Genomic DNA, 21,422 nt, shown 5'->3' on the forward strand with positions numbered 1-21,422 from the left:
TCGAGCTCTCAATGAAAACTACTCCCCACTAATCGGAAACTGATTTCTCAGTCCAACTAATGGGGAGCAGTTCAGTATACGATTCCTCTGCCGATAGGCAGTTAGATGAAACCTAAATCGCAGAAAGCCTTGGTTTCTGCTTCTCGATAGCAGTAGGGGATGTATGGCAGTCAGTACTCCTACTACTGGCGGGGAACAGGACTTTATTCGAGGAGCTTGCTGTAGTGAGGGCGAGCTTTCATCACATGGATTAATAGTTCGTCCCCATCGGAGGCAACAATAACGACGGTTTCCAGCAGCCGAGCATGGGTATCAAAACCGAGGCGGAGTTCTCTCCACTGGCTAGGGTTATCGTCAAGAGGTTCTATCCACAGCGGATAGGAAGCCGCATGGATTCCATCGGCTTCTGCGATACCGTGTTTAGTGGCAGATTTGGCAGCCTTCATGCCGCCGTGAGCGTGCTGATTGCTTGGCGAACAAGCTCAGATCGGGTGAGATTCTTTTTCGTTGCCAGCCGGTCTAGAGCGCTAAGTTCCTCGGTGGTGAGGCGTACAGCGACGACCTGAGCAGGCTCTGCTCCGCGACCGGGGCGTCCGCGTCCGCGCTTTTTCAACACTTCTGGGTCGTAGCCTTCTTCGGCTTCGGAAACCCAAGTGTCGAGTTGGGCTTGAGTGATGTTCACAGGCATGAAAATATCGTATAACGAAAATAGTTTACTGTCGATACTTTCCGCATTAACACTCGGCGGGAATCAAACACTCACAGGAGCGGCGTAAGAGACAATGCCGGGATAGGCAGTCTCTTTGGTCCTATTCAGTTTGTGGCTAATCGGCGTAATAGGGTCGGGCCTGGGTAGGGCCTGATCCCAGACGTGTCCACTTTCCGGGGGTCAGGCCCTGGCTCGTTGTCTTTCCGGCGCCTTCCTTTTTTGGCAGTGGTATCAGCAGCGACATCGCCGAAGCCGTGGCCAAAAGAAGAATGAAGAGCGCAGACCGCTGCCGCGCTGCTAAGTCCCCGCTACACTCACGTCTATGACCGACCTGCAGCATGTCCACTCCGTTGATGAGGCGGTAAACCGCCTGATTGAGCTCTATGAGAATTCCTGCGAGCTTGCCCGCAAGACGTTGGAATCAGGAAACCTGGATGACTATCGCTACGTGGTTTATCCGAAGGTCACGGTGGATATCCGCAAGTGGCAGCCGATCGATCGTTCCGAGCCCTTCGGCTACGTCAACGAGGCAGGCAAGTATTCGGCGGTCATTTCCAAGCCGCATATTATCCGGGACTACCTGCACGAGCAGCTCACCCGCTTGGCGGGCAATTATCCGTGCGATATTTTTGTTGGCCAGTCGGACCAGCGCATTCCGCCGGAGTACATCAAGGACACCGCCACGGCCCCGCAGGAGCGCGGGCCCATTCCGCGGCCGACGTTGGATGAGGTCAACGATGCGATCATTGATGGTGAATGGGATGCCTTCCATGGCGAGGAAAAGCCGCTGTTCCACTTTGGAGCCCAGCGCTTCGATATCGCCTGTGCGCGTATCGAGCATTACACCGGCATCGAGGTCGATACGGTGCAGAAATACATTCTGTTTACTAACTACGCGATGCACACTACCGAGTTTGTGAAGTTTGGTCTGCGTGAGCTGACCAAGGAAGACTCGCGTTATACCGCCTTGGTGCTGCCCAATGGGGAGACCATCCATCCCAATGATGCGGTGGACCTTGATGTGGACGGTCTGACCTTAACTTCTCGCTTCCAAATGCCGCGCTTTGATTTAATCACTGCCGGTGGCGATGGCATCACGATGATCAATATCGGCGTAGGCCCCTCGAATGCCAAGACCATTACGGATTGCTTGGCAGTGCTACGCCCAGAGGCATGGATCATGATTGGGCACTGCGCTGGCATGGATGGCCGCATGCGCATCGGTGACCTCATTTTGGGCAATGCCTATCAGCGCAATGACCACATCTTGGATCAGAAGGTTGCGGCGACCTCTCCCATCCCTGCGATTCCGGAGGTGCAGCGCATGCTCGAGTCTGCGGTGAAGGCGGTGTACGGCGACGACAACTCGCTCATGCGCACCGGTACGGTGCTCTCCACCGATGATCGCAATTGGGAGTGGCGCACTAACCGGGATTTGTGGGAGTGGCTGCGTACCTCCACCGCGGTGGCCGTAGATATGGAATCGTGCACGCTCGCGGCCAATGGTTACCGCTACCGCGTTCCTTATGGAACTCTCCTTTCGGTCTCTGACCTGCCGCTACACGCGGTGCCGAAGCTGCCGGCCCAGGCGCAGGCCTTCTACTCCAATTCGAAGGAAGCTCACGTGATGTGCGCGGTGCGAGCGATGGAGCATCTAGCCGAAAATCCGGAGCGCCTGCGCACGCGCAAGTTGCGCCGGACTTTGGGCGAGGTTCCATTCCGGTAGGTGCCTTTTCTTTGGCAGGCAATGCTCGTTAAACTACAAAGAAATCCCATGACGCAAAAGGAGCCACACAATCGTGACTGAAAATTGGATCCACCCGGACCGGGAAAACCTCACCTGGGAGGTCTTCGGCGAGGCGAGCCGTAACCTGTCGGAACAGATTGTGGAATCTGGTTGGTTCCCTGACCTTATCGTGGGCGTCGCCCGCGGCGGCCTGATCCCAGCCGGTGCTATCGGTTATGCCATCGGTGTGAAGGCCATGGGCGCTATCAATGTGGAGTTCTACACCGATATCGGACAGACCTTGGAAGAGCCGATCATCTTGTCCCCGCAGCTGGACACGGATTCGCTGAAGGGCAAGAAGGTATTGGTGGTAGATGACGTCGCGGACTCCGGCAAGACCCTGGATCTGGTGGTTAATCTGCTTAAGGAAACCGCAGACGAGGTGCGCTCGGCCGTCATTTACACCAAACCGAAGACCATTTTTGAACCGGACTTTTCGTGGAAGAAGACCGATCAGTGGATCAACTTCGCGTGGTCCGTGCTGCCCGTGATCACCGCGGATGGCTCATTTAAGGAAGGCTCTTAAAGTCCACTAGTATGTGCAGGCGTGATTAAAGAACAGCCTGCCCCTACCGGCGTCATCGCCAGTTTTCGTTATGCATTTTCCTCGCCTGCGCGCCTGCGCAAGGAGGTATTCGGCGGATTGGCAGTGGCGCTTGCTTTGATCCCGGAGGTCTTAAGCTTTTCCATCCTCGCAGGGTTGGATCCGCGGGTGGGATTGTTTTCCTCCGTGGTGATGGCCATGTCCATCGCCTTTACCGGAGGTAGGCCAGCGATGATTTCCGCCGCGGCCGGTGCAGTGGCCTTGGTAGTCTCACCGCTCGCGCATGAACATGGGCATGACTATGTGGTCGCCGCGGTGCTCTTGGCGGGGATTATGCAGGTGGTATTGGCCGCGGTGGGTGTGGCCAAGCTCATGCGCTTTATCCCGCGCTCGGTGATGACGGGATTTGTGAATGCGCTGGGCATCATGATGTTTACTACGCAGCTGCCGCACCTTATTGATGTGCCGTGGATGGTGTATCTGCTGGTGGCCATTGGCCTGGCTATCATGCTGGGGCTACCGCGGTTGACCACGGTGATTCCCGCCCCGCTGATTACCATTCTGGTGGTCAGCATCATTGCCGTGGCGGCTGGGTGGAAGGTGCCCGATGTGGCGGACCAGGGCGAGCTGCCCACCTCGCTGCCGGGGCTTTTCGTGCCGGATATTCCGTGGAACCTGGATACTCTGCAGCTTATTGCTCCGTATGCCTTTGGCATGGCTTTGGTAGGCCTGATGGAATCGCTGCTGACGGCCAAGCTGGTCGATGACATTACGGATACCCACTCCGATAAGACGCGCGAGTCCTTTGGCCAGGGCGTGGGCAATATCCTCGCCGCGGCCATTGGCGGCATGGGCGTGTGCGCCATGATTGGCCAGACCATGATCGGCGTGAAAGCATCCCAGGCGCGCACGCGCTTGTCGACGTTCCTCGCGGGCGTCTTCCTCCTCATCCTCTGCCTGCTCTTTGGCGAGACCGTCGGCCGCATTCCGATGGCCGCGCTGGTGGCGGTGATGATCATCGTGGCCGCAACGACGGTGGATTGGCATTCGGTTCGCCCGCGCACGCTGAAGCTCATGCCGCTATCAGAAACGCTGGTGATGCTGGTGACGGTGGTAGGCACGCTGGCCACGCATAACTTGGCGGTGGGCGTGGTGCTCGGCGTGGTGGCGGCCTCGATCGGTTTTGCCCGCCGCGTGGCCCACTTGGTGGAGGTGGAGCACGTGGGCGATGCCGAGTATGCGGTGCGCGGCCAGCTCTTCTTCGCCTCCTCAAATGATTTGGTCTATGCCTTTGATTACACGCTGGATACCCAGCGCGTGGTGATTGATATGAGCAAGGCCGAGGTATGGGACGCCTCTACGGTGGCGACGTTGGATGCGGTGCAGAAGAAATACGCCGAGCGTGGCATCGAGGTAGAGTTCCGTGGCCTGGAAGGGGCGAGCGCGCAGCGCCTGAATCGCCTGAGTGGCCGTTTGGGTGATTAAAGTCACATTTGTAGCCTAGAGTGCGAGGGCTTAAGTAGTAGATGCCGAGCTGGCCGCGGACTCGCGTCGGCATAAAAGCAGAGTATCCGCGATGACCTCGAGTTCTTAGGGGAACTTTGCCCGCGCTTGGGGGCTAGCTTTGTCTTGGCTAACTTAGGTTATCCAATCTAAAAAAGCATAATGACGTGCAAGTTTACTTAAGTAGGCCTTGCTGGATCGCGGGAGATTCTCCGGTAGTGTGGTGCTTAGCACTAATTAATTTCCCCACACAGAAAGGTTTTTACAATGGACGAGAAGCTGCAAACCCTGTTGAATGACCAGGTTATTAGCGAATACGGCGCTTCCATGGTCTACACCCAGCTGGCCTTCGAGATGGATAACCTCTCCTTCCCGGGCATGCGCGATTGGTTCATGGGCCAGGCCGCCGAGGAGCGCGAGCACGCCGAGAAGATTGCGGACCACTTGCTCTCCCGCGGCTACCGCGTAGAGCTCAATGACATCCCGGTTGGCTCCGTCAAGGCCGCTAACCCGCAGGATGCCTTCCAGGCTTCCCTCGAGCACGAGCAGAAGGTGTCCGAGGAGATCCGCACCATCGCCCGCGCGGCGCTGGACGCACAGGATCTGGAATCCCGCCAGCTCGTTGACTGGTTCCTAAGCGAGCAGGTAGAAGAAGAAGCTACCGTTTCTGAGATTCTGGACCAGATCAAGCTGGTGGGCAATGACGGCTCTGGCCTGCTGCGCATCGATGAGCGCCTGGCCGGCCGCCCCGATGGCGGCGCTGCCTAAGCGCGCTGGGGTGAATAACAAACCCATCAAGATTTAGCTCAATCCTCCCATGGCACTGCGGTGCGGTGGGAGGATTGTTTCTATGTCAACGCAACGCAAGGCTTTGTGCGCCATCACCCTATTAGTTCTGGCGCTCTTCCTCATCGTCGGAGCCGCAATCATGTCCACGCACATGGCCTTGGGGGTATTTCTGACCACTGCGGCGCTGATGCTCGGCCCATTCGCCGGGCTCGCACTGCTGGTTTATGGCGTGGCCGGCAAGCGTGGGGGAGTCACGCGCTCGCTCTACAGCCTCGGCGGCATGCTGATTATTGGCGCCATCGGCGGAATCTTCGCCCTGTCCATGGACCAGGCGCCTGCGATGCTGCCTCTCTTTGTGGCTGGTGCGGGCGTGGGGATCGTGGCCGTGCTGACCCAAGCGCCGAAGCGCGCATAAACTGGCACCCGTTATGCCCAAACTCCTCTTTGATATGTACGGCGTGCTCATGCGCCCGGCCACCCCAGAAAGCCATGCGGACTTGGAGCGCCTCCTCGCACCGCCAGATACAGAGGCGATGTGGGAGGCCTACGGGTTTTATCGGCCGGACTACGATGCCGGCATTTTTAGCGATAGCCACTACTGGAACGAAGTAGCGGCCCGCGCCGGGCTAGGGGAGGTTTCCGTCGCGGAGGCGGTAACGTGCGAAAACAGTGGCCTCCTGGAGGTGGACCCGGAGATGGTCGCGCTGGTCAAGGGGCTTATCGGGGAAGGCTATAGCGTGGGCATCTTGTCCAATATCCCCACCACGCTGGCGGGCCAGGTGCGAAAGAAGCAGCCGTGGCTGGAGGACTGCGCGGCGGTGACGTTTAGCTGCGATATTGGCGTGGCTAAGCCGCACCCAGAAGCCTATCGGGTGGCCGTGGATGCGCTCGCCGCGCAGCCGAAGGATACGCACTATTTTGATGACCGCATCGACTACGTGGAAGGCGCGAACTACTGCGGGCTCAACGCCCATCTTTTCCGCGGCATCGACTCGGTACGCGAGGTGCTAAGCGTGCTGGAGTGAGCGGCCCAGATCCAGCGGCTGGCGCAGTAGCTGATCGGTGGCCACGGTGCGGGCTACCGCGCGGACGATTTCCTTATGGCCGGGGATCATGCGCAGCTGCAGCTCTTCGCCCGCGGAGGCGCGGACTGTGGCGGCGAATTGCTTGGGGGCTTTCGGGTCGTCGGTAAACGCGCCGCCGGCGATAACCACGGTGGCCGGGGAGTGGGCCTTGACCAGTTCCGCGGTGATGGTGCCCAACTGGCGGGCGCGCTCGTCCAAAATGGCGCGGACGGCGGGGTGGGAGTCGGCTGCCTGGGCGGCGTCGGCAAGCGAGGCTGCCTCCACGCCCTCATGGCGTATCGCCTCCAGGATGTGCTGGGTGGCCAGCAGGTGCTCGGAGGCGCCGTGGCCCAGCAGCTCGGAGTGTGTCGGGGGCACGGGAATAATGGGGCTGACCTCGTCCTCCACGGAGAGGGCGGAGCCGATGGAATCGTCCGCGAAGAGGACCAGGACGCGCTCGCTGGCGCCAATCTCGGCCGCCTGGGTTTCGGAGCCGAGGATGGCCGGGATGGCGGAGGAGACCACCACGGGTACGCCGAATTGGAAGCGCAGGCGCTCGGCAATGTCCACGCCGTGCCAATTGAGGTTTTCCGCGGTGACCAGGCCGTTGTCATCCACGGTGCCGGAGGTGGTCACGCCGAGGGAGGCCAGGCGGTGGTTCAGGTTGGTCATCATGCGGTTGATGCCGGCCATGATGTGCTCGAGGAAGTCATCCTCGCTGAGGTTAGCCACCGGGGTGGTCAATTCCTCTTCGCTCAACGTGCGGCCCTTGATGTCATAGAGGCCGATGTAGGTCTGTTTGGTGCCCACGGAAATGCCGCCGAGCGCCCAGTCATTATCGGCCGCCTCAAGCGGCACGGTGGGCCGGCCGCGCCCGCGGGACTGGGTGAGGTCGGTGCGTTCCTGGATGAGGCCCGCGTTGAGTAGAGAAGTAGTAGCGCGCGTGATGGTGGGCTGGGAAAGTCCGGTGGCTTCCACCAGCTCGCTCCGGGTGATGATCGGGTTCAGGCGCACCAAATGAAGGCACTTTGCGGCCGGTGTGCGGGGGCGCGTGAACACTGGACCAGGTTTGATCATAAAAAGAAGTATAAATATTCCAGACTGCTTTGTCTAATCTCATAAACTCACCATGTACCGAATGGTCTAAAGGTGGTGGTGGCTGCGCAGATATCTATGCTGGAGAGCATGCAGTCAGTAGCGGTTTATTGTGGTTCAGCAACAGGAAACTCGCCGGCCTATACGCAGGCGGCACAGGAATTGGGCGCGGAGCTGGCCCGACGAGGCCTGACCCTGGTCTACGGCGGCGGCAATATCGGCCTGATGCGCGAGGTAGCAGAGGCCTGCCTGGCCGCCGGCGGTACCGTCACCGGCGTGATGCCGCAGTCGCTGGTGGATCTGGAGATTTCCCACCCCGGCCTGACCACCCTCGAGGTGGTCGGCTCCATGGCCGAGCGCAAGACCCGCATGGAGCAGCTTGCCGATGCCTATATTTGCCTCCCCGGCGGCGTCGGCACCCTCGAAGAGCTCACCGAGGTGCTCACTTTGCAGCAGCTGGGCCACATCCGCGGTCCGGTAGGCCTTGTTAATACGGAGGACTTTTGGCGCCCGTTCTATGCCATGTACGCCGCCATGGCCGAGTCCGGCTTCATCCTGCCGCGTTTTGTCGATGCCTTGGTGATGGAGGAGAAACCGCAGGATATCCTGGATAAATTCAGCGGCTGGAGCTACCCCGGAACAAAGTGGGACAACGATTAGTTAACAAGTTCGCAACTTCCGCCCGCCCGGGTGGCCTATAGGCGATACTTAGGGATAGACTTCCTCGTTATGAGTTCTGAGCAGACCGCTAAGCGCCAGCCCTCTCTACTGGATGCTTCGTGCGATAACTTCGTTCACGACCTAGCCGAGCTTTCCCCCACCGACGCCACCGCGTGGGGCATTGACGGCTACGAGGGCGAATTGCAGGATTTCTCCCCCGAGTACTTCACCGCCATCGCAGACCGCACCCGCGAAATGGTCGCGGACCTGGATGCCCTGGATGACACCACCGATGAGTCCGATGATGAGGATGACTTTGATGACGTGGACTATGTCACCGCGGCCGTCCTGCGCGATCGCCTCTGCCTTGACCTCGATCTGCACCACCACAGCGAGGATGTACGCTGCCTGAATAACATCGCCTCCCCGGTGCAGACCATCCGCGATACCCTGCTGCTCATGCCGCAGGATACGGACGAAGACCGCGATGCCATCCGCTCCCGCCTGTCCAAGGTGAAGACCTCCCTGGCCGGCTACCGCAGCTCCCTAGAGGAGGCGGCCTCCCACGGCATGGTGGCACCGCACCGCCAGATCTCTGAGGTCATTGTGCAGTGCGAGCGGCTTGCCGACGCCGACTCGATGCTCGAGTCCCTCGGCCTCGACGCCGACTCCGCCGAGGTGCAGCAGGCTAAGGAGGCCTTTGGCGAGTTCTCCGATTGGCTTTCCAATGACCTGCAGCCCCAAGCACCCAACAAGGACGCCGTGGGCCGCGAGCGCTACGAGCGCTTTTCCAAGCTCTTTGTCGGCGATGCCGTCAACCTCGACGAGGCCTATGAATGGGGCCTGGACCAGGTGCGCAGCCTGCGCGCGGAGCAGGAAAAGATCGCCCACGAGCTCTACGGCTCCGAGTGCTCGGTGCGCTCGGCGATGCGCAAGCTTAACCACGAGGAACGCTACACCCTGCGCGGCACCGATGCGCTGGTGGAGTGGATGCAGTCTACCGCTGATGGCGTCATTGCCGAGCTCAACGGCAAGGAATTCGATATTCCGGAGGAAGTAGAAGAGATCGAGTGCTGCATCGATCCGGCCGGTACCGGCGGCATCTTCTATACCCCGCCGAACGATGACTTCTCCCGCCCGGGCCGCATGTGGTGGTCCGTGCCGGAGGGCCAGGACACCTTCCACACCTGGCAGGAGCTGACCACCGTCCACCACGAGGGCGTGCCGGGCCACCACCTGCAGCTCGGCTCCGCGCTGGTGCAAGAAGACCTCAACCTGTGGCGCCGCGCGGTGACGTGGAACTCCGGCCACGGCGAGGGCTGGGCGCTCTACGCCGAGCAGCTCATGGCCGAGCTGGGCTACATGGATGATCCGGGCTTCCGCATGGGCATGTTGGATGCGCAGCGCCTGCGCGCCGCCCGCGTGGTCGTGGACATCGGATTGCACCTGGGCAAGCAGCTGCCGGATTGCTCTACCTCCGGCGTTTGGGACAAGGCGCACGTAAAGACCTTCATGCGCGAAAACACCGCCATGGATGATGCCAACCTCAACTTTGAGGTCAACCGCTACCTCGGTTGGCCGGGCCAGGCGCCGTCCTATGCGCTGGGCCAGCGCCTGTGGCAGGAAACCCGCGCCGAGGCCGAGAAGCAGGGTATGAGCGCGCGCGAGTTCCACTCCGAGGCCCTTGCCCTGGGCTCCGTGCCGATGTCCGTCTTGCGCGAGGCCGTGCTGGGTAACTAGCGGCGCAGCAGGCGCTTCGCCAGCCGCAGCAGCTGCGGCAGGTAGCCTGCGATGACTAGTACCGCAATGAGCCGGGTGAGCTGTACCGCGATGACCGCGGGCCCGGCCCCGCCCTCGGCCGAGAGCGCAAGCACCGTCTCGAGCGCGCCGGGGCTCGTGGCCAGGTAGGCCTCAAAGTAGGAGATGTGTAGCCACTTAGTCAGCGGCCAGGCGGTGGCCGCGCAGATGCCGATGATGACCACGATGAAAAGAACCGTGGCGGGCAATTGCTTGGCAAAGGCCTTAAGTGCCGGAAGCGAGAGCTGGCCACCGCAGACCCAGCCGATGGATAAGAATGCCATCACTTTGAAGGCGTAGAGCGGCTCGAGCGTGTGGCCCTCCGGCAGCACGAAGGAGACCAGCACCGTCAGCAGAAGGGGGCCGAGCACGGCCGTGGCGGGAAGGTGCAGCAGCTTTCCCACCTTCTCACCCAGGAAGGCGATGGCAAGGACCAGCGCGATGATCCACCACGTGGTTTCTCCCTCCACCGTGAGGTCTGCGCCTTTACCGGCCGGGGTATCAAGGAGCGCGACGACGGCCGGTAGCGATACCGAGACCACCAATAAGCGCAGGTATTGGGTGAGGGCGACGTAGCGGAAGTCGGCACCGAGTTCGTCGGCAAGCGCGGGCATCAGCGAGGCACCACCCGGCAGCATGGATAAAATGCCGGTCTCTGAGGACACATCGCGCGGCTGCGCGCGGTGCAGCAGCAGGCCGCCGACGATGCCGACCATGATGGTGACGAAGGACATGGTCACGGCCGCGGGTAGGAAACCGACCAGCTGTCCCAGCGGCACTACGGTGAGGGGAAGCGCTGCCATCATGCCGATAAATCCGCGCGACATATTATAAAAAGTCCGGTTGACCTGGAGATCCTCGCCCGTAATGAGGGCCATCGCGCCCGAGGAGATAATGGCCGCCAAAATCCACGCGGCGGGCACGTGCCACAGGCTAAACAGCCAGCCCAAAAGAATAGAGACCGGGACAACGATGGCCCACCGCGCTACTGTGTGGGCATCAAGTCCAGCGTTGTCCTGCCGTGTGGCCATGCCCTGTCCTCCTCGAAACATCTTTGCGACTAGAGTGTAGCGCCCTTTCCTCCCTCTACAGTGGGGAGATTTGTATAGGCGGGTTATCACAATACATGACTAAAGATTTATGATCGGGGGCATGGAAATCGATGTGGCGCAGTGGGTGATTCTCTTTCTCGGTACCGCGACTGCGGGATGGATCGATGCGGTCATCGGCGGTGGAGGATTGATCCTCATCCCGCTGCTGCTCGCAGTCCTTCCCGGCCTCGCACCCGCGGCGGCGTTGGGAACGAGCAAGCTGGCCTCGGTAACCGGCACCGGCTCGGCAGCCGTGACCCTTGCGCGCAAGGTGAAGTTAGATAAGGCGGAAATGGCGCGCTTTATCCTCATCGCGCTGGTCTGTTCTGGGTTGGGAGCCAGCGTGGCCTCGAGCCTAGACAAAGACGTTATGCGCCCCATCATCATCGTCCTCATGGTGGCCGTGGGGATTTTCGTGGCCTTCAAGCCAGACTTTGGCAGCAGCGACGCCGCCGGTGTCCGCGGCGGTTGGCGCACCGTGGTGGTCCTCGTGCTCTCCGGCATCTTTTCCTTCTACGATGGCATCTTTGGGCCTGGCACCGGCATGTTTTTGATCATGGCCTTTACCTCTATCTTTGCCCAAAGCTTCCTGACCTCTGCGGCGATGGCCAAGGTGGTTAATACCGCCACCAACTTAGGTGCGCTCGTCGTGTTCGCCCTCGGTGGTCACGTGTGGTGGACGCTCGGGATCGTGCTCGCGGTGGCGAATATTGCCGGCGCGCAGCTGGGCGCGCGCACCGTGTTGGGTGGCGGCGCCAAGTTGATTCGCTACGCGCTGCTCATCCTGGTCGTGGTCATGAGCTGCTACCTGGGCTGGCAGCAGTGGGCATAACTACATCCGGTTCTTGGTGCGCGCGGTAGCCACCGCATTCCACGGGTCTTCCGGCCAGGGGTGCTTGGGGTAGCGGCCGCGCATATCGGCGCGCACGCCAGCATAGGGACCGGACCAGAAGCTGGCGAGATCATCGGTCACCGCGAGCGGGCGGCCGGCGGGGGAGAGGAGGTGGAATTGCACGCGGTGGCCGCAATATTCGGGGGATTCGGCCAGACCGAAGCATTCCTGCAGCTTGATGTGGACCACGGGGCGATCGCCGGACCAGTCGATGGCGGCATCGCGGCTGGAGGGCACCGGAAGGCGCTCGGGGGCGAGCTCGTCCAGGTGGGTGGCTTCCGGCCAGGGCAGGAGGCGTTGTAGCGCGGGGTACATGTCGAGCTTGGCGGCGGGAGTTCCCTCCGCGATGCTATGCAGTTCGGGACCGAGCCACTCGGCAGGATCCGCGGAATCGACATCGGGCCAAGGATTACCGTAGTGAGCGTGCAGGTGGCGCAGGCGGTCTTTGAGGCTCTGGGCCTTCTTGCTGAAGGTGAAAAGACCCAAGCCTTCCTCGCGGATGCCGGCGGCAAGCGCCTCCTCGGCCGCGGGGCCGGTGACCTTGACCGGGGTTTCAGAGAGCGTGATGGCGCCCGCAGCCTTGACCTTGATGCCGCGCACGCGACCATCGCGCAGGAAGGCGCGGGTTTCCTCGGTGACGCCGATGGTCTCGATGGCTGCGGTTTCCTCGATGCGGGCGGCCGAGCGGATGATGGCGTTGCCCGCGTTGGACAGGGATACCTCCGCGATGGCGAGCCACGGGGCGCCGGCCAGGCCCGAGTTATCGAGCAGGCGGGCGCGGGTGCCGCTGGCCAGCAGGTAATCTTCGCCCATGCGCTTGGCCACCTGCTCGGGAAAGGCGGTGGCAACAACCTCTCCGGGATCGGCGGGGCCGAGATCGTCTACGAGACGTGCAAGCCGCTTGACCTCATTTTGAGGTGGGCGGTGACGGGTGAGATCGGGGGTTAAGGGGGCGTCGGCAAGCGAGGCGATAATGGGCGCGGCCTGGCTGCCGTGGCGGAGCAAGGAGGCGCCGAGGCGCGGATCGGTGGGCAGGAGGGCGAGCTCCTGCGTGGCACCAATGCGCTTGAGCGTTGCCTGCGCGGATGCGAGGGCCTGGGCCGGCGGCGGATCGAGCAGCGGGAAATCGGGGCCCGCGCCCCAGCAGTCCAAAAACAGTGCGGCCTGGGTTAGGTCCGCGGAGAGGATCTCCGGAGTAGTGTGCGGGGAAAAGTGCTGGTAATCGTCCTGCGAATAGCAGCGAATAACGGTGCCCGGTGCCTCACGGCCGGCACGACCAGCACGCTGGTCGGCACTCGACTTTGAGGTAGACACCGTCACTAGCCCGGACATGCCGCGTTGGGTGTCGCGCCGGGGAACGCGGGAAAGCCCGGCATCTACCACCACGCGCACGCCCGGCACGGTAAGCGAGGACTCCGCGATAGAGGTAGCCACGACGATGCGCTGTTCATCGGTATATAGCGCGGCGTCTTGCTCCGCGGTGGTCTGCTTGCCGTGCAGCGGGAACACATTATGGCCCTGCAGCGCTTCACAGACGAGGTTTACTTCGCGCACGCCGGGCACAAAGACCAGCGTTGATTCCTGCTGGCGGGCTGCCTGCTTGGCGACGTCCCCATAAAACTCCCTCGTTCCCGCCGCCCTGCCGGGCATGGGCGCGTAATGGATATCGAGCGGATGGGTCACCGCCTCGGTCACGTGCACGGGCGCGTCCATAAGCTGGGAAAAGCGCTGCGCATCCACGGTGGCGGACATGGCGATGACGCGAAAGTCCTCACGCAATTCGGCCAGCTCCAGGCACATGCCCAGCACCAAATCCGTATCGAGCTGGCGCTCGTGGACCTCATCAATGGCAACGGCGGACACGCCCTCGAGCTCCGGATCCTTCAACAGGCGGCGCAGCAGCACACCCGGTGTGACGAACTCGACCTCGCTGCCCTTGCGGGACTCGCCCCGGATAGCGAAGCCGACCTTGTCCGGGGTGCCGCTAAGTGTGCTTAAGCGCTGCGCGGCCGCGCGCACGGCCACACGGCGTGGGGCGGTGACGATGACCTTGCCGCGCCCTGCCGCGTGATTGGCCAGCGCCGGTGGCACGAGTGTGGTCTTACCCGTACCGGGCGGGGCCTGGATGACGACGTTTCCGGTCTCAGGCAGCGAATCGATGGTCTCGGCTACGGGCAAGCCCGCGCCGATGCGAGCGAGATCAAACATTTAGTGCGCGGCTCCAAAACCTTCGACAGGACCGTTGAGATCCTGGCGTTCCCAGACCTCTTCATTGTCTTCCAGCTTGCGCACCACACGGCCGGGTGATCCCAGGACCAGCGAATTATCCGGGATATCGGTGGTAATAAGTGTGCCTGCGCCTAAGACGCAGTTCTTTCCAATGGTGATGCCCGGCAGCACGGTGACATTGGCACCCAGCCACGTGTTATCACCGATGGTGATGGGCTTGGCTATCTCCCAGCCGCCGGCGCGCATCTCATGATCGTTTACCGGATGCCCCACCGTAATCAGGGAGCAATTGGGGCCCACCATGACGCCATCACCGAGCGTTACCGTGGCCTGGGCCAAAATGGTAGCGCCAAAATTAATGAAGACGCGCTCGCCGCATACTAGATTGCAGCCATACTCTAGGTTGAGCGGCACGTGCAGGCCCGGCACCGCAGATTCTTCCGGCAGTATCTCGCGCAGGATGCCTTCGGCACGCTCTTGGTCCGTATTCTGTAGTTCGTTGAGCTGTTTAACCAAGCGAAAAGTGCGCTGGTGCTCTTCTTTCGCCTCCGGCATGCTCGGCAGGAACCACTCCCCACCGGTCATCCGCTGCCATGAGCCGTAGCGTTCCAAGTCCTGCCGCTCCTGTGCATCCATGGGTGTCATTGTAGAGGGTGGGTGGTGCTTAATAAGTATCTGCGGAAATCACTTAGGTTCCGGTAAATCACAAACTCACATGCCGCTTTTGTTGGCTCGATAAAATTTGTAGACGACATTGGCAAAGCGGTTGCTGATTCTCAGAGTTAAGGTTGAGTGTTAGTAGAAGGCCAAGCACAATGAGTGAGCATATGGAAACAGATTCAAGAAAAATCGTCGATAATATTTTGAGCGATATGGCGGAACTTAACGACTGGATCTGTATTGCTGATGCAACTGGGGCGAATGGGAAAAACTCGTTTATGCTACGTATGATGATGTCGTTACCATCCTCAGCGCAATCAAAAACTCTTCAGCAGTGACGCTTGGAAAGATCGGCGCAGGATTTCAAGACCTTCCGGATACTTGGTCTCCTAGGGAAATAGCGAGCGAAGTGTTTTCCTCCTCGGATCCTATCGGTGAGATGATGAACTTCTGGATAAGGGAAATAGAAGACCCCCAGCGGTAGCTCCCGCAATCTTCACCCCGCAAGGATGACGTTATCGATGAGGTGAATTCTGCACGTGGGGAGGAGGGCTATTCCACCTTTCGGTATGGATGGATTACCGCAGTTTGAACTCGACGACGTCTACTTCGTCATCGTCACCTAATCCGGGATAGTGAGTATCTAGCGCTTCCTGAAGCTCGGAAAGAGAGCCAAAACCGTCATTTTTAGCTTGCTTTTCCGACAATTCACTTCGCTGGGTAGAGGAAACGGCCGTGACCTGTGCAGGAATGGTGACGATCTCTCCAGATTCTTTCTCGAAGACAATTTGGGCACTTCCTTCATGGAAAGGATCATCTACGCGGATGGTTTGTTGCTTTTCTCCGCTACGAATTGATTCCTCGTAGCCTTCCCACATGTAGATGCGCTGTTCTTTTTCCATATCTCGCCAGTTAAATGCGAACGGTAAAAGCTCTTTCACAGCAGGTGCTTCAAGCCCATTGCTTCCGCGCACGATACAGCGAATGGACGGATCAACATCAAAAAGTACCTGGCGGCACTTACCGCAGGGAGGAATAACTTGACCAGTAGGTCCGTATACAGCGACTACTGCTTGGATTGGGTCCTCTGGATAACTAGCAGCATGGTTGGCTAAAGCCGAGACTTCCCCGCAAGGACCACCAAGGAAGTGGTGCGCGTTCAAACCGAGTACGTGTTTTCCTGATTTGGTAAGGAGTGCTGCGGCTACAGTGTGGTCTTCTCCGTCTTGAAAACGCTGTGCATGGGTGGTTGCTTTGGCCAGCAAATTTCGAAGTTCGTTAGTAATCACTCTTTAAGGGTAATAACTGCCAACGCGCTTCATCTAGGTGACGACGGAGATCAGGAACACTGGGGGTTTCCACGACCACTTGAAATCAAGCGCGCCGGGGAGACGATGAAACCCCGGGGATCCTGCACCGGGTGGGGCGCTGCGAAGGCTGGCGCGGTAGCCAGGGTTGCGGCGGTGTCCACCGCCAGGGCGACTGCGCAGGTGGTGGTGAGGCGGCGCGTAGTAGAAGCCTGAGAGGAGGATGAGTTCATGATGTTAATCAACGCACCAGGCAAAAGCCCGTTAACTCTCCGTGGTGTCCCCAGCGCCGGAGGTTGCGGGGCCCTCCTCGCCTTCCTGCTTGCGGAAGTTCTTCCACCACCAGCGGATTAGCAGCAGCACGATGATTGCCGCGGCAGCGAGGATGGCCCACATCCACCACTGCCAGGTTGTGCCCTGCCCGTCGAAGACGGACTCTTCCTGCGGGTCCATCGGCACGCGCTCGGCGGTGATGATCAGCCGGTGGGTGTTGATGCCATAGGGGGTGCAGGTGATGAGCGTGACCAAGTCCTTATTCGGCGTGCGGCGCAGCAGACTGGTCTTATCCGGGGTGACGACCTCGATGTCCCGGACCTCGTACTTCAGCTTCTCGCCCGCCGCGGCGACGTAGACCGGGTCGCCCTTCTCAATCTGGTCGAGGTTGTCCCACAGGGTGGCGTTCTGCAGTCCGGTATGAGCAGAAAGCGCGGAGAGTCGGCCCTCTGGTGGGGCGGGCGGGATAGCGCCATCCTCGCCGAGCTCGCCGGGTGCGCCAACAGGCAAGTCCGTGCCGTAAAGGTGGCCGACCCCGCGGGCCAGCACGCGGTCGGAGGTGCCATGGAAGATTGGCAGATCGGAATTTATGGAGGGCAGCACAATGCGGCCCATGGCCTCGGTCTCATTCAAGACGGAGAGGTAATTCAGGTAGCGCTGATACGCCGGGGAGCTCTCGTCGTCGGAGCTGGTCCACGCATCGCTGGGATCGATATCCCCGAGGTTGGCGTTGTATTGTTGCGCCTCCTCCCAGGCCTTATTGAGGACCTCTGGGGGCACGCCCTTTTCCAGCTGCGAGTAGGCTTCGGCGGCGCGGGACTGCTGGTAGTTATTCCACTGGGTGGAAAGCACCGGGTATAACAGTACGCCCAGGCCGGCGAGAATGAGGACGACGGCAATGATCGCGTTGGTGTTCAGTTTCTTGTCTTGGCGGGGCGGGGTCGCGTCCGTCGTGTTCGGCGTTGGGGGTTGGTCTGTCATAGGCCTTAACTTCTACTGAGGGGTTGGGGCTCGCTCCGGTGGAACGTGGAGAGTTGGAGTCTATTCTTCGCTGCGAGGTTACAAAAAGCGTAATTTTTGCTGTGAGATGTTTATCACTTTTTACCCTAATGTGGGGGAGTATATTACTGGTGCGCTTAGAGCGAAAAACTGTTCAACAGTCTAGGTCAGGAGCGATTTTGAGTCGCGCCAGCCAGATTTGTGTTGGGAGGATCAATAAGGCATGTCTTAATTATTTTAGCTGTTGAGGGGTGTCGAAGTGATAAGTTAATGATGTGCGATTCACTAGGTGGGAATTGCGGGGCTGAAACCCGAGAATTGGTGATATCACAACAAAAGTGATATGTCAACAATGGGGTTTGGGGCGCGTGTGACCACCAGCGAATTTTAAGGTGTCGTGGTTGAAACGGCGGCAAGCTTAAAAGTAGCTAACCGGAGTGGGTCGCTGAACGTCGAGGGGTGCTACGCGCTCCAGTCACTACTGATGTAAAGGAAATCACTCCAGTGAAGAAGAACACTCTGACCATTCGTTCGGTCACTTTCGCCGCCGTCGCTGGTCTCTCCTTGGGTATCGCTGCCCCGGCTGCAATCGCTCAGGACACTGCCATCAACCAGGCTGCCGGCGACTCCCCGTTGGTGAATAAGAACGCCAAGGGTGCACTGACCATCCACAAGTTCGGCAACCCGATCAATGAAGGTACCCCGTCGGGTACTCTTGAAGACGCGAAAGACGTCGAGCGCAACGGTGGCGAGGCTCTGGACGGTGTCGGCTTCACCGTGTACAAGATCAACAAGACTGCGGATGGCGCTACCGACATCGATGTCACCACGAATGAGGGGCTCGTCGCTGCCTCCAAGCTCAAGGCTGCAGACTTCTCCCAGGGGGCGCAGCTCAAGGATGGCCTGTCGGCTGGGGTCCTCACCAAGGTCGCTTCTGGCACGACCGGTCAAAACGGCACCTGGGAGGTAGGTAAGGATCTGGAGCTCGGTGCCTACCTCGTCGTGGAGACCACCCCGAAGGAGGGCTACGACCCGGCTGTTCCGTTCATCGCATTCGTCCCAATGACCGCGGATAACGGTGGGGATAACCAGGGCACTAGCTGGAACTACGATGTCCACGCCTTCCCGAAGAACTACAAGGACGAAGAACCGACCAAGACCGTCAAGGACAAGGACCAGAATGCTGGCGACGAAAATCTGGTCTACACCGTCACTGGTACCGCTCGTCAGCTGAAGCCGAACACTGAGCGCACCCAGTTCCAGATCACGGACCAGATTGATCCGAAGCTCGAGATCACCGATGTGACGGTGAAGGTCGCTGGACAGGAGATTCAGCCGACGCAGGACGTTGATGGGAAGTTCTACGAGGGCAACAACGTCGACGTCTCCCTGAATGAGGAAACTGCTAAGTCCCTTAAGGCCGGCGACAAGGTTGAGGTAATCATCACGACTACGCTCAAGCCTGAGTTCAAGAACGCTACCGATATCGCGCCGAATAAGGCCCTGGTCTTCCAGAACAACCCGGATGGTTCCGAGAGCCAGACCCCGAAGGAGACCCCGGAGGTCAAGACCTACTGGGGCGGCCTTCAGTTCAAGAAGGTCGATGGCGACCGCAACGGTCTGGAAGGCGCCGAGTTCCAGATTGCTCGCCAGGCTGCTGGCCAGCAGTGCTCCGACATCGACACCACCAAGAAGGATTCCTGGGCTCCGGTCAACGGTGAGCAGGATGGCCAGGTTAAGACCACCTTCGTCTCTGGCCAGGACGGTACTGTCAAGATCACTGGTCTCCACGTCAATGACTTCGAAGACAATGCTGAGGTCGCCGCTGGCGAGCAGTCTCACTACTGCCTGATCGAGGTCAAGGCGCCGAAGGGCAAGGAGCTGCTCCCGGAGGCTCTCGAGTTCAAGCTGGTTGCTTCGGAGACCACCCCGGAGCGTGTCTACGAGCTGGCTTCTGTCCAGGTTGGTGCTAACGAGGGTGAGGTCGTTAACTCTGACGACACCACCCCGAACCTGCCGATGACCGGTGGCATGGGTGTTGGCATCCTGGCCGCAATCGGTGCCGCCATCGTGGCAGCCGGTGCATGGTTCGCACGCCGCGGCGCTAAGAACTAATAGCCCGCTGAATCGGTAAAACCTTCGCCCAGCGGACAACCCCGCGGGCGGAGGTTTCACCCAAAGCACAGCCAAGCAGAACCAACCCAGGAGTGCCCCGTGGATCACACCCTCAGCACAGACGTGGAACCGAAGAAGGAACCCCGCCGTGCCAACAGCACCAAGACCAGTCCCGTGCTGGCCGCGGTGCTCGTGATCCTCGGGGTGCTCGTGATGCTGTACCCGGTGACGTCCACCCTGTGGAATAACCACCTCGCCACGAAGGCCACGCAGGAATACGCGAAACTCGAAAAGAGCACCCCACAAGAGGTGAAGAACACCCAGTGGGAGCGTGCCCACGAGTACAACGAGAACCGAACAACCGGCCCCATCCTCGACCCCTGGCTCGCCCGCTTCGACGAGAACAACCCGGACTACCAGGAATACCTGGACCAACTCGACGCGAACGACGCGATGGCGCGCCTCATCTTCCCCAAGATCAAGGCAGACCTGCCGATCTCCCACGGGACAGACAACGACACTTTGCAAAAAGGCTTGGGGCACCTCTTCGGCTCCGACCTGCCAGTCGGCGGCAAGGGCACGCACTCGGTGATCACCGGCCACACGGGCCTGGCGAACTCCACCATGTTCGACCACCTCAATAAGGCGGAGAAGGGTGACACCTTCTACGTCCAGGTCTCCGGCGAGAAGCTGAAGTACGTGGTCGACCAGATCAAGGTTGTGCTCCCCACCGAAACCGAGGACCTCCGCCCGGAGCAGGACAAGGACTACATCACCCTGATTACCTGCACCCCCTACGGGATCAACACGCACCGCCTGCTGGTGCGCGGCCACCAGGTCCCGCTGGACCCAGAGGATCACGAGGTTTTCGACAAGAACCACGGCCCCGGGTGGCAGTGGTGGATGTACGCGCTCCTCGCGGCAGCGGTCGTCGTGTTGCTCCTGCTGCTGCGGTGGCTGCTGAAGAACAAGCGGGATGGCGAATCCCAAGAAACGACAGAGACGATGAATAACGAAGGGGCTGGATCAGATGACTAGCCACGCACGCGCGGTGCGGATCAGCCGCAGCCTTGTGGTGGCCATCGCCCTCAGCGCTGGCCTGCTCGGCGGCGCATATGGTGGCGTCGGGGTTGCCGACGCAGCCAAGGTAGCCGGGCTGAGTGATCAGCCCGGGGTATCCCGCGACTACGGAACCGACACGCTGAGTATCACGCTTTCCCCGGGCAATGGGGACCCAGTCAATCCTGCCACGGGCAAGGTCGCGGGCGTGACCATCAAACTGGAGCGGCTGCAGGGCATCGACCCGGAGAACGCCGCCGATAAGGCGAAAGTCCGCAACACCAGCGCAGACAAGATCGCTGACTGGCCGACCGACCGCACGATCACAGCCGTGACCAACGAGGCCGGCCAGGTCCGATTCCAGGGGCTCGAGAAGGGCATATACCTGGTCACCTCCCAGGCGCCGGCTGGTGCCGCGGCGGGGGAGTACCGGGAAATCGAGCCCTTCCTCGTGGCGGTGCCGTTCCACACCGTCGCTGATAACCCTCGCCCGGTGGAGGGCGTGATCGTGGCGAAGACGAATACGACGGTTCCGCCGACCACTCCGCCGACCGAACCTCCGACGACGCCGCCCACCACCCCGCCCCCAGGGGACACCCCGCCGGGCGAGACACCGCCACCAGGGGAAACCCCGCCGGGCGAGACACCGCCACCAGGGGAAACCCCGCCGGGCGAGACACCGCCACCAGGGGAAACCCCCGGGCCGGGTGAAGAGAAAGAACGCGAACAGGGCGACCTGGCGATGACTGGTGTGCAGATCATCGGGCTCGTCCTCGCCGCGGTGGCGCTGATGGGCGCTGGGTTGTTGATGCTGTTGATCACGAAGAAGCGAAAGCAAGAAGGGTAGCGA

22 protein-coding genes are annotated in these 21,422 nt (G+C 60.5%); 13 read left to right on the top strand and 9 right to left on the bottom strand.

Going from position 1 to position 21,422, the window contains the following annotated elements; all coding sequences use genetic code 11:
* Window positions 1–203 precede the first annotated feature (203 nt).
* Entirely contained in the window at window positions 204–446 is a 243-nt protein-coding gene (locus QP884_RS10970; protein WP_284822030.1) for a toxin, read from the bottom strand.
* Window positions 443–688, bottom strand: a complete 246-nt coding sequence (locus QP884_RS10975; RefSeq protein WP_284822031.1) for a CopG family transcriptional regulator — start codon at window positions 686–688, stop codon at window positions 443–445. The genes QP884_RS10970 and QP884_RS10975 overlap by 4 nt, the downstream gene beginning before the upstream one ends.
* Before the next feature lie 343 nt (window positions 689–1,031).
* On the opposite strand from QP884_RS10975, the gene amn reads away from it, so the two are divergent.
* From amn to QP884_RS11005, 6 genes are all read left to right on the top strand, one after another.
* Window positions 1,032–2,435 carry an AMP nucleosidase gene (gene amn / locus QP884_RS10980; RefSeq protein ID WP_284822032.1) on the top strand — a complete coding sequence of 468 codons (1,404 nt, stop codon included), beginning with the start codon at window positions 1,032–1,034 and terminating at the stop codon, window positions 2,433–2,435.
* Window positions 2,436–2,508: 73 nt separating this feature from the next.
* Window positions 2,509–3,021: a phosphoribosyltransferase gene (locus QP884_RS10985; protein WP_005326355.1), complete on the top strand. Its 513-nt coding sequence runs from the start codon at window positions 2,509–2,511 to the stop codon at window positions 3,019–3,021.
* Window positions 3,022–3,042: 21 nt separating this feature from the next.
* A complete protein-coding gene (locus tag QP884_RS10990; RefSeq protein WP_284822033.1) occupies window positions 3,043–4,524 on the top strand; it encodes a SulP family inorganic anion transporter in 1,482 nt (493 codons plus the stop codon).
* Window positions 4,525–4,809: 285 nt separating this feature from the next.
* Entirely contained in the window at window positions 4,810–5,310 is a 501-nt protein-coding gene (locus tag QP884_RS10995) for a ferritin (protein WP_179387230.1), read from the top strand.
* Between the two features lie 82 nt (window positions 5,311–5,392).
* A complete protein-coding gene (locus QP884_RS11000) occupies window positions 5,393–5,746 on the top strand; it encodes a hypothetical protein (protein WP_284822034.1) in 354 nt (117 codons plus the stop codon).
* A 13-nt stretch (window positions 5,747–5,759) separates the two neighbouring features.
* Entirely contained in the window at window positions 5,760–6,356 is a 597-nt protein-coding gene (locus tag QP884_RS11005) for an HAD-IA family hydrolase (protein ID WP_284822035.1), read from the top strand.
* On the opposite strand, the gene QP884_RS11010 is transcribed toward QP884_RS11005, so the two are convergent.
* Entirely contained in the window at window positions 6,339–7,472 is a 1,134-nt protein-coding gene (locus tag QP884_RS11010) for an ROK family transcriptional regulator (protein WP_284822036.1), read from the bottom strand. The genes QP884_RS11005 and QP884_RS11010 overlap by 18 nt on opposite strands.
* A gap of 108 nt (window positions 7,473–7,580) precedes the next feature.
* On the opposite strand from QP884_RS11010, the gene QP884_RS11015 reads away from it, so the two are divergent.
* Window positions 7,581–8,150, top strand: a complete 570-nt coding sequence (locus tag QP884_RS11015; protein WP_239194666.1) for a TIGR00730 family Rossman fold protein — start codon at window positions 7,581–7,583, stop codon at window positions 8,148–8,150.
* 69 nt (window positions 8,151–8,219) lie between these two features.
* Window positions 8,220–9,890 (top strand): DUF885 domain-containing protein, encoded by a 1,671-nt coding sequence (locus QP884_RS11020; RefSeq protein WP_284822037.1) that lies wholly within the window; start codon window positions 8,220–8,222, stop codon window positions 9,888–9,890.
* On the opposite strand, the gene QP884_RS11025 is transcribed toward QP884_RS11020, so the two are convergent.
* Window positions 9,887–10,978, bottom strand: coding sequence for an AbrB family transcriptional regulator (locus QP884_RS11025; protein ID WP_284822038.1), 1,092 nt, complete (start codon window positions 10,976–10,978; stop codon window positions 9,887–9,889). The genes QP884_RS11020 and QP884_RS11025 overlap by 4 nt on opposite strands.
* A 121-nt stretch (window positions 10,979–11,099) precedes the next feature.
* Between QP884_RS11025 and QP884_RS11030 the strand changes: the two genes are divergently transcribed.
* Window positions 11,100–11,870 (top strand): TSUP family transporter, encoded by a 771-nt coding sequence (locus tag QP884_RS11030; RefSeq protein ID WP_284822039.1) that lies wholly within the window; start codon window positions 11,100–11,102, stop codon window positions 11,868–11,870.
* Here QP884_RS11030 and hrpB read toward each other — a convergent pair whose 3' ends face one another.
* Both hrpB and QP884_RS11040 read right to left on the bottom strand, forming a co-directional pair.
* Window positions 11,871–14,138, bottom strand: a complete 2,268-nt coding sequence (gene hrpB, locus QP884_RS11035) for an ATP-dependent helicase HrpB (RefSeq protein WP_284822040.1) — start codon at window positions 14,136–14,138, stop codon at window positions 11,871–11,873.
* Window positions 14,139–14,804, bottom strand: coding sequence for a sugar O-acetyltransferase (locus tag QP884_RS11040; protein WP_284822041.1), 666 nt, complete (start codon window positions 14,802–14,804; stop codon window positions 14,139–14,141).
* Between the two features lie 170 nt (window positions 14,805–14,974).
* Here QP884_RS11040 and QP884_RS11045 point away from each other — a divergent pair, with 170 nt between their 5' ends.
* Window positions 14,975–15,157, top strand: coding sequence for a hypothetical protein (locus tag QP884_RS11045; protein ID WP_284822042.1), 183 nt, complete (start codon window positions 14,975–14,977; stop codon window positions 15,155–15,157).
* A 240-nt stretch (window positions 15,158–15,397) separates the two neighbouring features.
* Here the strand turns inward: QP884_RS11045 and QP884_RS11050 are convergent, their stop codons facing one another.
* The 3 genes from QP884_RS11050 to srtB are packed head-to-tail and all read right to left on the bottom strand — an operon-like array spanning window position 15,398 to window position 17,380.
* A complete protein-coding gene (locus QP884_RS11050) occupies window positions 15,398–16,108 on the bottom strand; it encodes an ASCH domain-containing protein (RefSeq protein WP_284822043.1) in 711 nt (236 codons plus the stop codon).
* 50 nt (window positions 16,109–16,158) lie between these two features.
* The gene (locus QP884_RS11055) at window positions 16,159–16,359 is read right to left on the bottom strand and encodes a hypothetical protein (RefSeq protein ID WP_284815044.1); all 201 of its coding nucleotides are present in this window, start codon (window positions 16,357–16,359) and stop codon (window positions 16,159–16,161) included.
* Window positions 16,360–16,390: 31 nt separating this feature from the next.
* Window positions 16,391–17,380 carry a class B sortase SrtB gene (gene srtB, locus QP884_RS11060; protein WP_284815043.1) on the bottom strand — a complete coding sequence of 330 codons (990 nt, stop codon included), beginning with the start codon at window positions 17,378–17,380 and terminating at the stop codon, window positions 16,391–16,393.
* 522 nt (window positions 17,381–17,902) lie between these two features.
* Here srtB and QP884_RS11065 point away from each other — a divergent pair.
* The 3 genes from QP884_RS11065 to QP884_RS11075 all read left to right on the top strand — a co-directional run bounded on the left by QP884_RS11065 (window position 17,903) and on the right by QP884_RS11075 (window position 21,419).
* Window positions 17,903–19,513, top strand: a complete 1,611-nt coding sequence (locus QP884_RS11065; RefSeq protein ID WP_284822044.1) for a SpaH/EbpB family LPXTG-anchored major pilin — start codon at window positions 17,903–17,905, stop codon at window positions 19,511–19,513.
* Between the two features lie 99 nt (window positions 19,514–19,612).
* Entirely contained in the window at window positions 19,613–20,551 is a 939-nt protein-coding gene (gene srtC / locus QP884_RS11070) for a class C sortase SrtC (RefSeq protein WP_284822045.1), read from the top strand.
* Entirely contained in the window at window positions 20,544–21,419 is an 876-nt protein-coding gene (locus QP884_RS11075) for an adhesin (RefSeq protein WP_239279324.1), read from the top strand. Before srtC ends, QP884_RS11075 begins: the two co-directional genes overlap by 8 nt.
* Window positions 21,420–21,422: the final 3 nt, after the last annotated feature.

It is taken from the genome of Corynebacterium tuberculostearicum, from assembly GCF_030229345.1.
Lineage (GTDB): Bacteria > Actinomycetota > Actinomycetes > Mycobacteriales > Mycobacteriaceae > Corynebacterium > Corynebacterium tuberculostearicum_G.

Excerpts from the sequence above, each read along its gene's own strand:
- amn (WP_284822032.1), top strand. The coding sequence starts at position 1,032 with ATGACCGACCTGCAGCATGTCCACTCCGTTGATGAGGCGGTAAACCGC.
- QP884_RS11015 (WP_239194666.1), top strand. The coding sequence starts at position 7,581 with ATGCAGTCAGTAGCGGTTTATTGTGGTTCAGCAACAGGAAACTCGCCG.
- QP884_RS10975 (WP_284822031.1), bottom strand. The coding sequence starts at position 688 with ATGCCTGTGAACATCACTCAAGCCCAACTCGACACTTGGGTTTCCGAA.
- QP884_RS11025 (WP_284822038.1), bottom strand. The coding sequence starts at position 10,978 with ATGGCCACACGGCAGGACAACGCTGGACTTGATGCCCACACAGTAGCG.
- QP884_RS11010 (WP_284822036.1), bottom strand. The coding sequence starts at position 7,472 with ATGATCAAACCTGGTCCAGTGTTCACGCGCCCCCGCACACCGGCCGCA.
- QP884_RS11055 (WP_284815044.1), bottom strand. The coding sequence starts at position 16,359 with ATGAACTCATCCTCCTCTCAGGCTTCTACTACGCGCCGCCTCACCACC.
- QP884_RS11075 (WP_239279324.1), top strand. The coding sequence starts at position 20,544 with ATGACTAGCCACGCACGCGCGGTGCGGATCAGCCGCAGCCTTGTGGTG.
- QP884_RS11020 (WP_284822037.1), top strand. The coding sequence starts at position 8,220 with ATGAGTTCTGAGCAGACCGCTAAGCGCCAGCCCTCTCTACTGGATGCT.
- QP884_RS11000 (WP_284822034.1), top strand. The coding sequence starts at position 5,393 with ATGTCAACGCAACGCAAGGCTTTGTGCGCCATCACCCTATTAGTTCTG.
- QP884_RS11045 (WP_284822042.1), top strand. The coding sequence starts at position 14,975 with ATGAGTGAGCATATGGAAACAGATTCAAGAAAAATCGTCGATAATATT.
- QP884_RS10995 (WP_179387230.1), top strand. The coding sequence starts at position 4,810 with ATGGACGAGAAGCTGCAAACCCTGTTGAATGACCAGGTTATTAGCGAA.
- hrpB (WP_284822040.1), bottom strand. The coding sequence starts at position 14,138 with ATGTTTGATCTCGCTCGCATCGGCGCGGGCTTGCCCGTAGCCGAGACC.
- QP884_RS11030 (WP_284822039.1), top strand. The coding sequence starts at position 11,100 with ATGGAAATCGATGTGGCGCAGTGGGTGATTCTCTTTCTCGGTACCGCG.
- srtB (WP_284815043.1), bottom strand. The coding sequence starts at position 17,380 with ATGACAGACCAACCCCCAACGCCGAACACGACGGACGCGACCCCGCCC.
- QP884_RS11040 (WP_284822041.1), bottom strand. The coding sequence starts at position 14,804 with ATGACACCCATGGATGCACAGGAGCGGCAGGACTTGGAACGCTACGGC.
- QP884_RS11005 (WP_284822035.1), top strand. The coding sequence starts at position 5,760 with ATGCCCAAACTCCTCTTTGATATGTACGGCGTGCTCATGCGCCCGGCC.
- QP884_RS10970 (WP_284822030.1), bottom strand. The coding sequence starts at position 446 with ATGAAGGCTGCCAAATCTGCCACTAAACACGGTATCGCAGAAGCCGAT.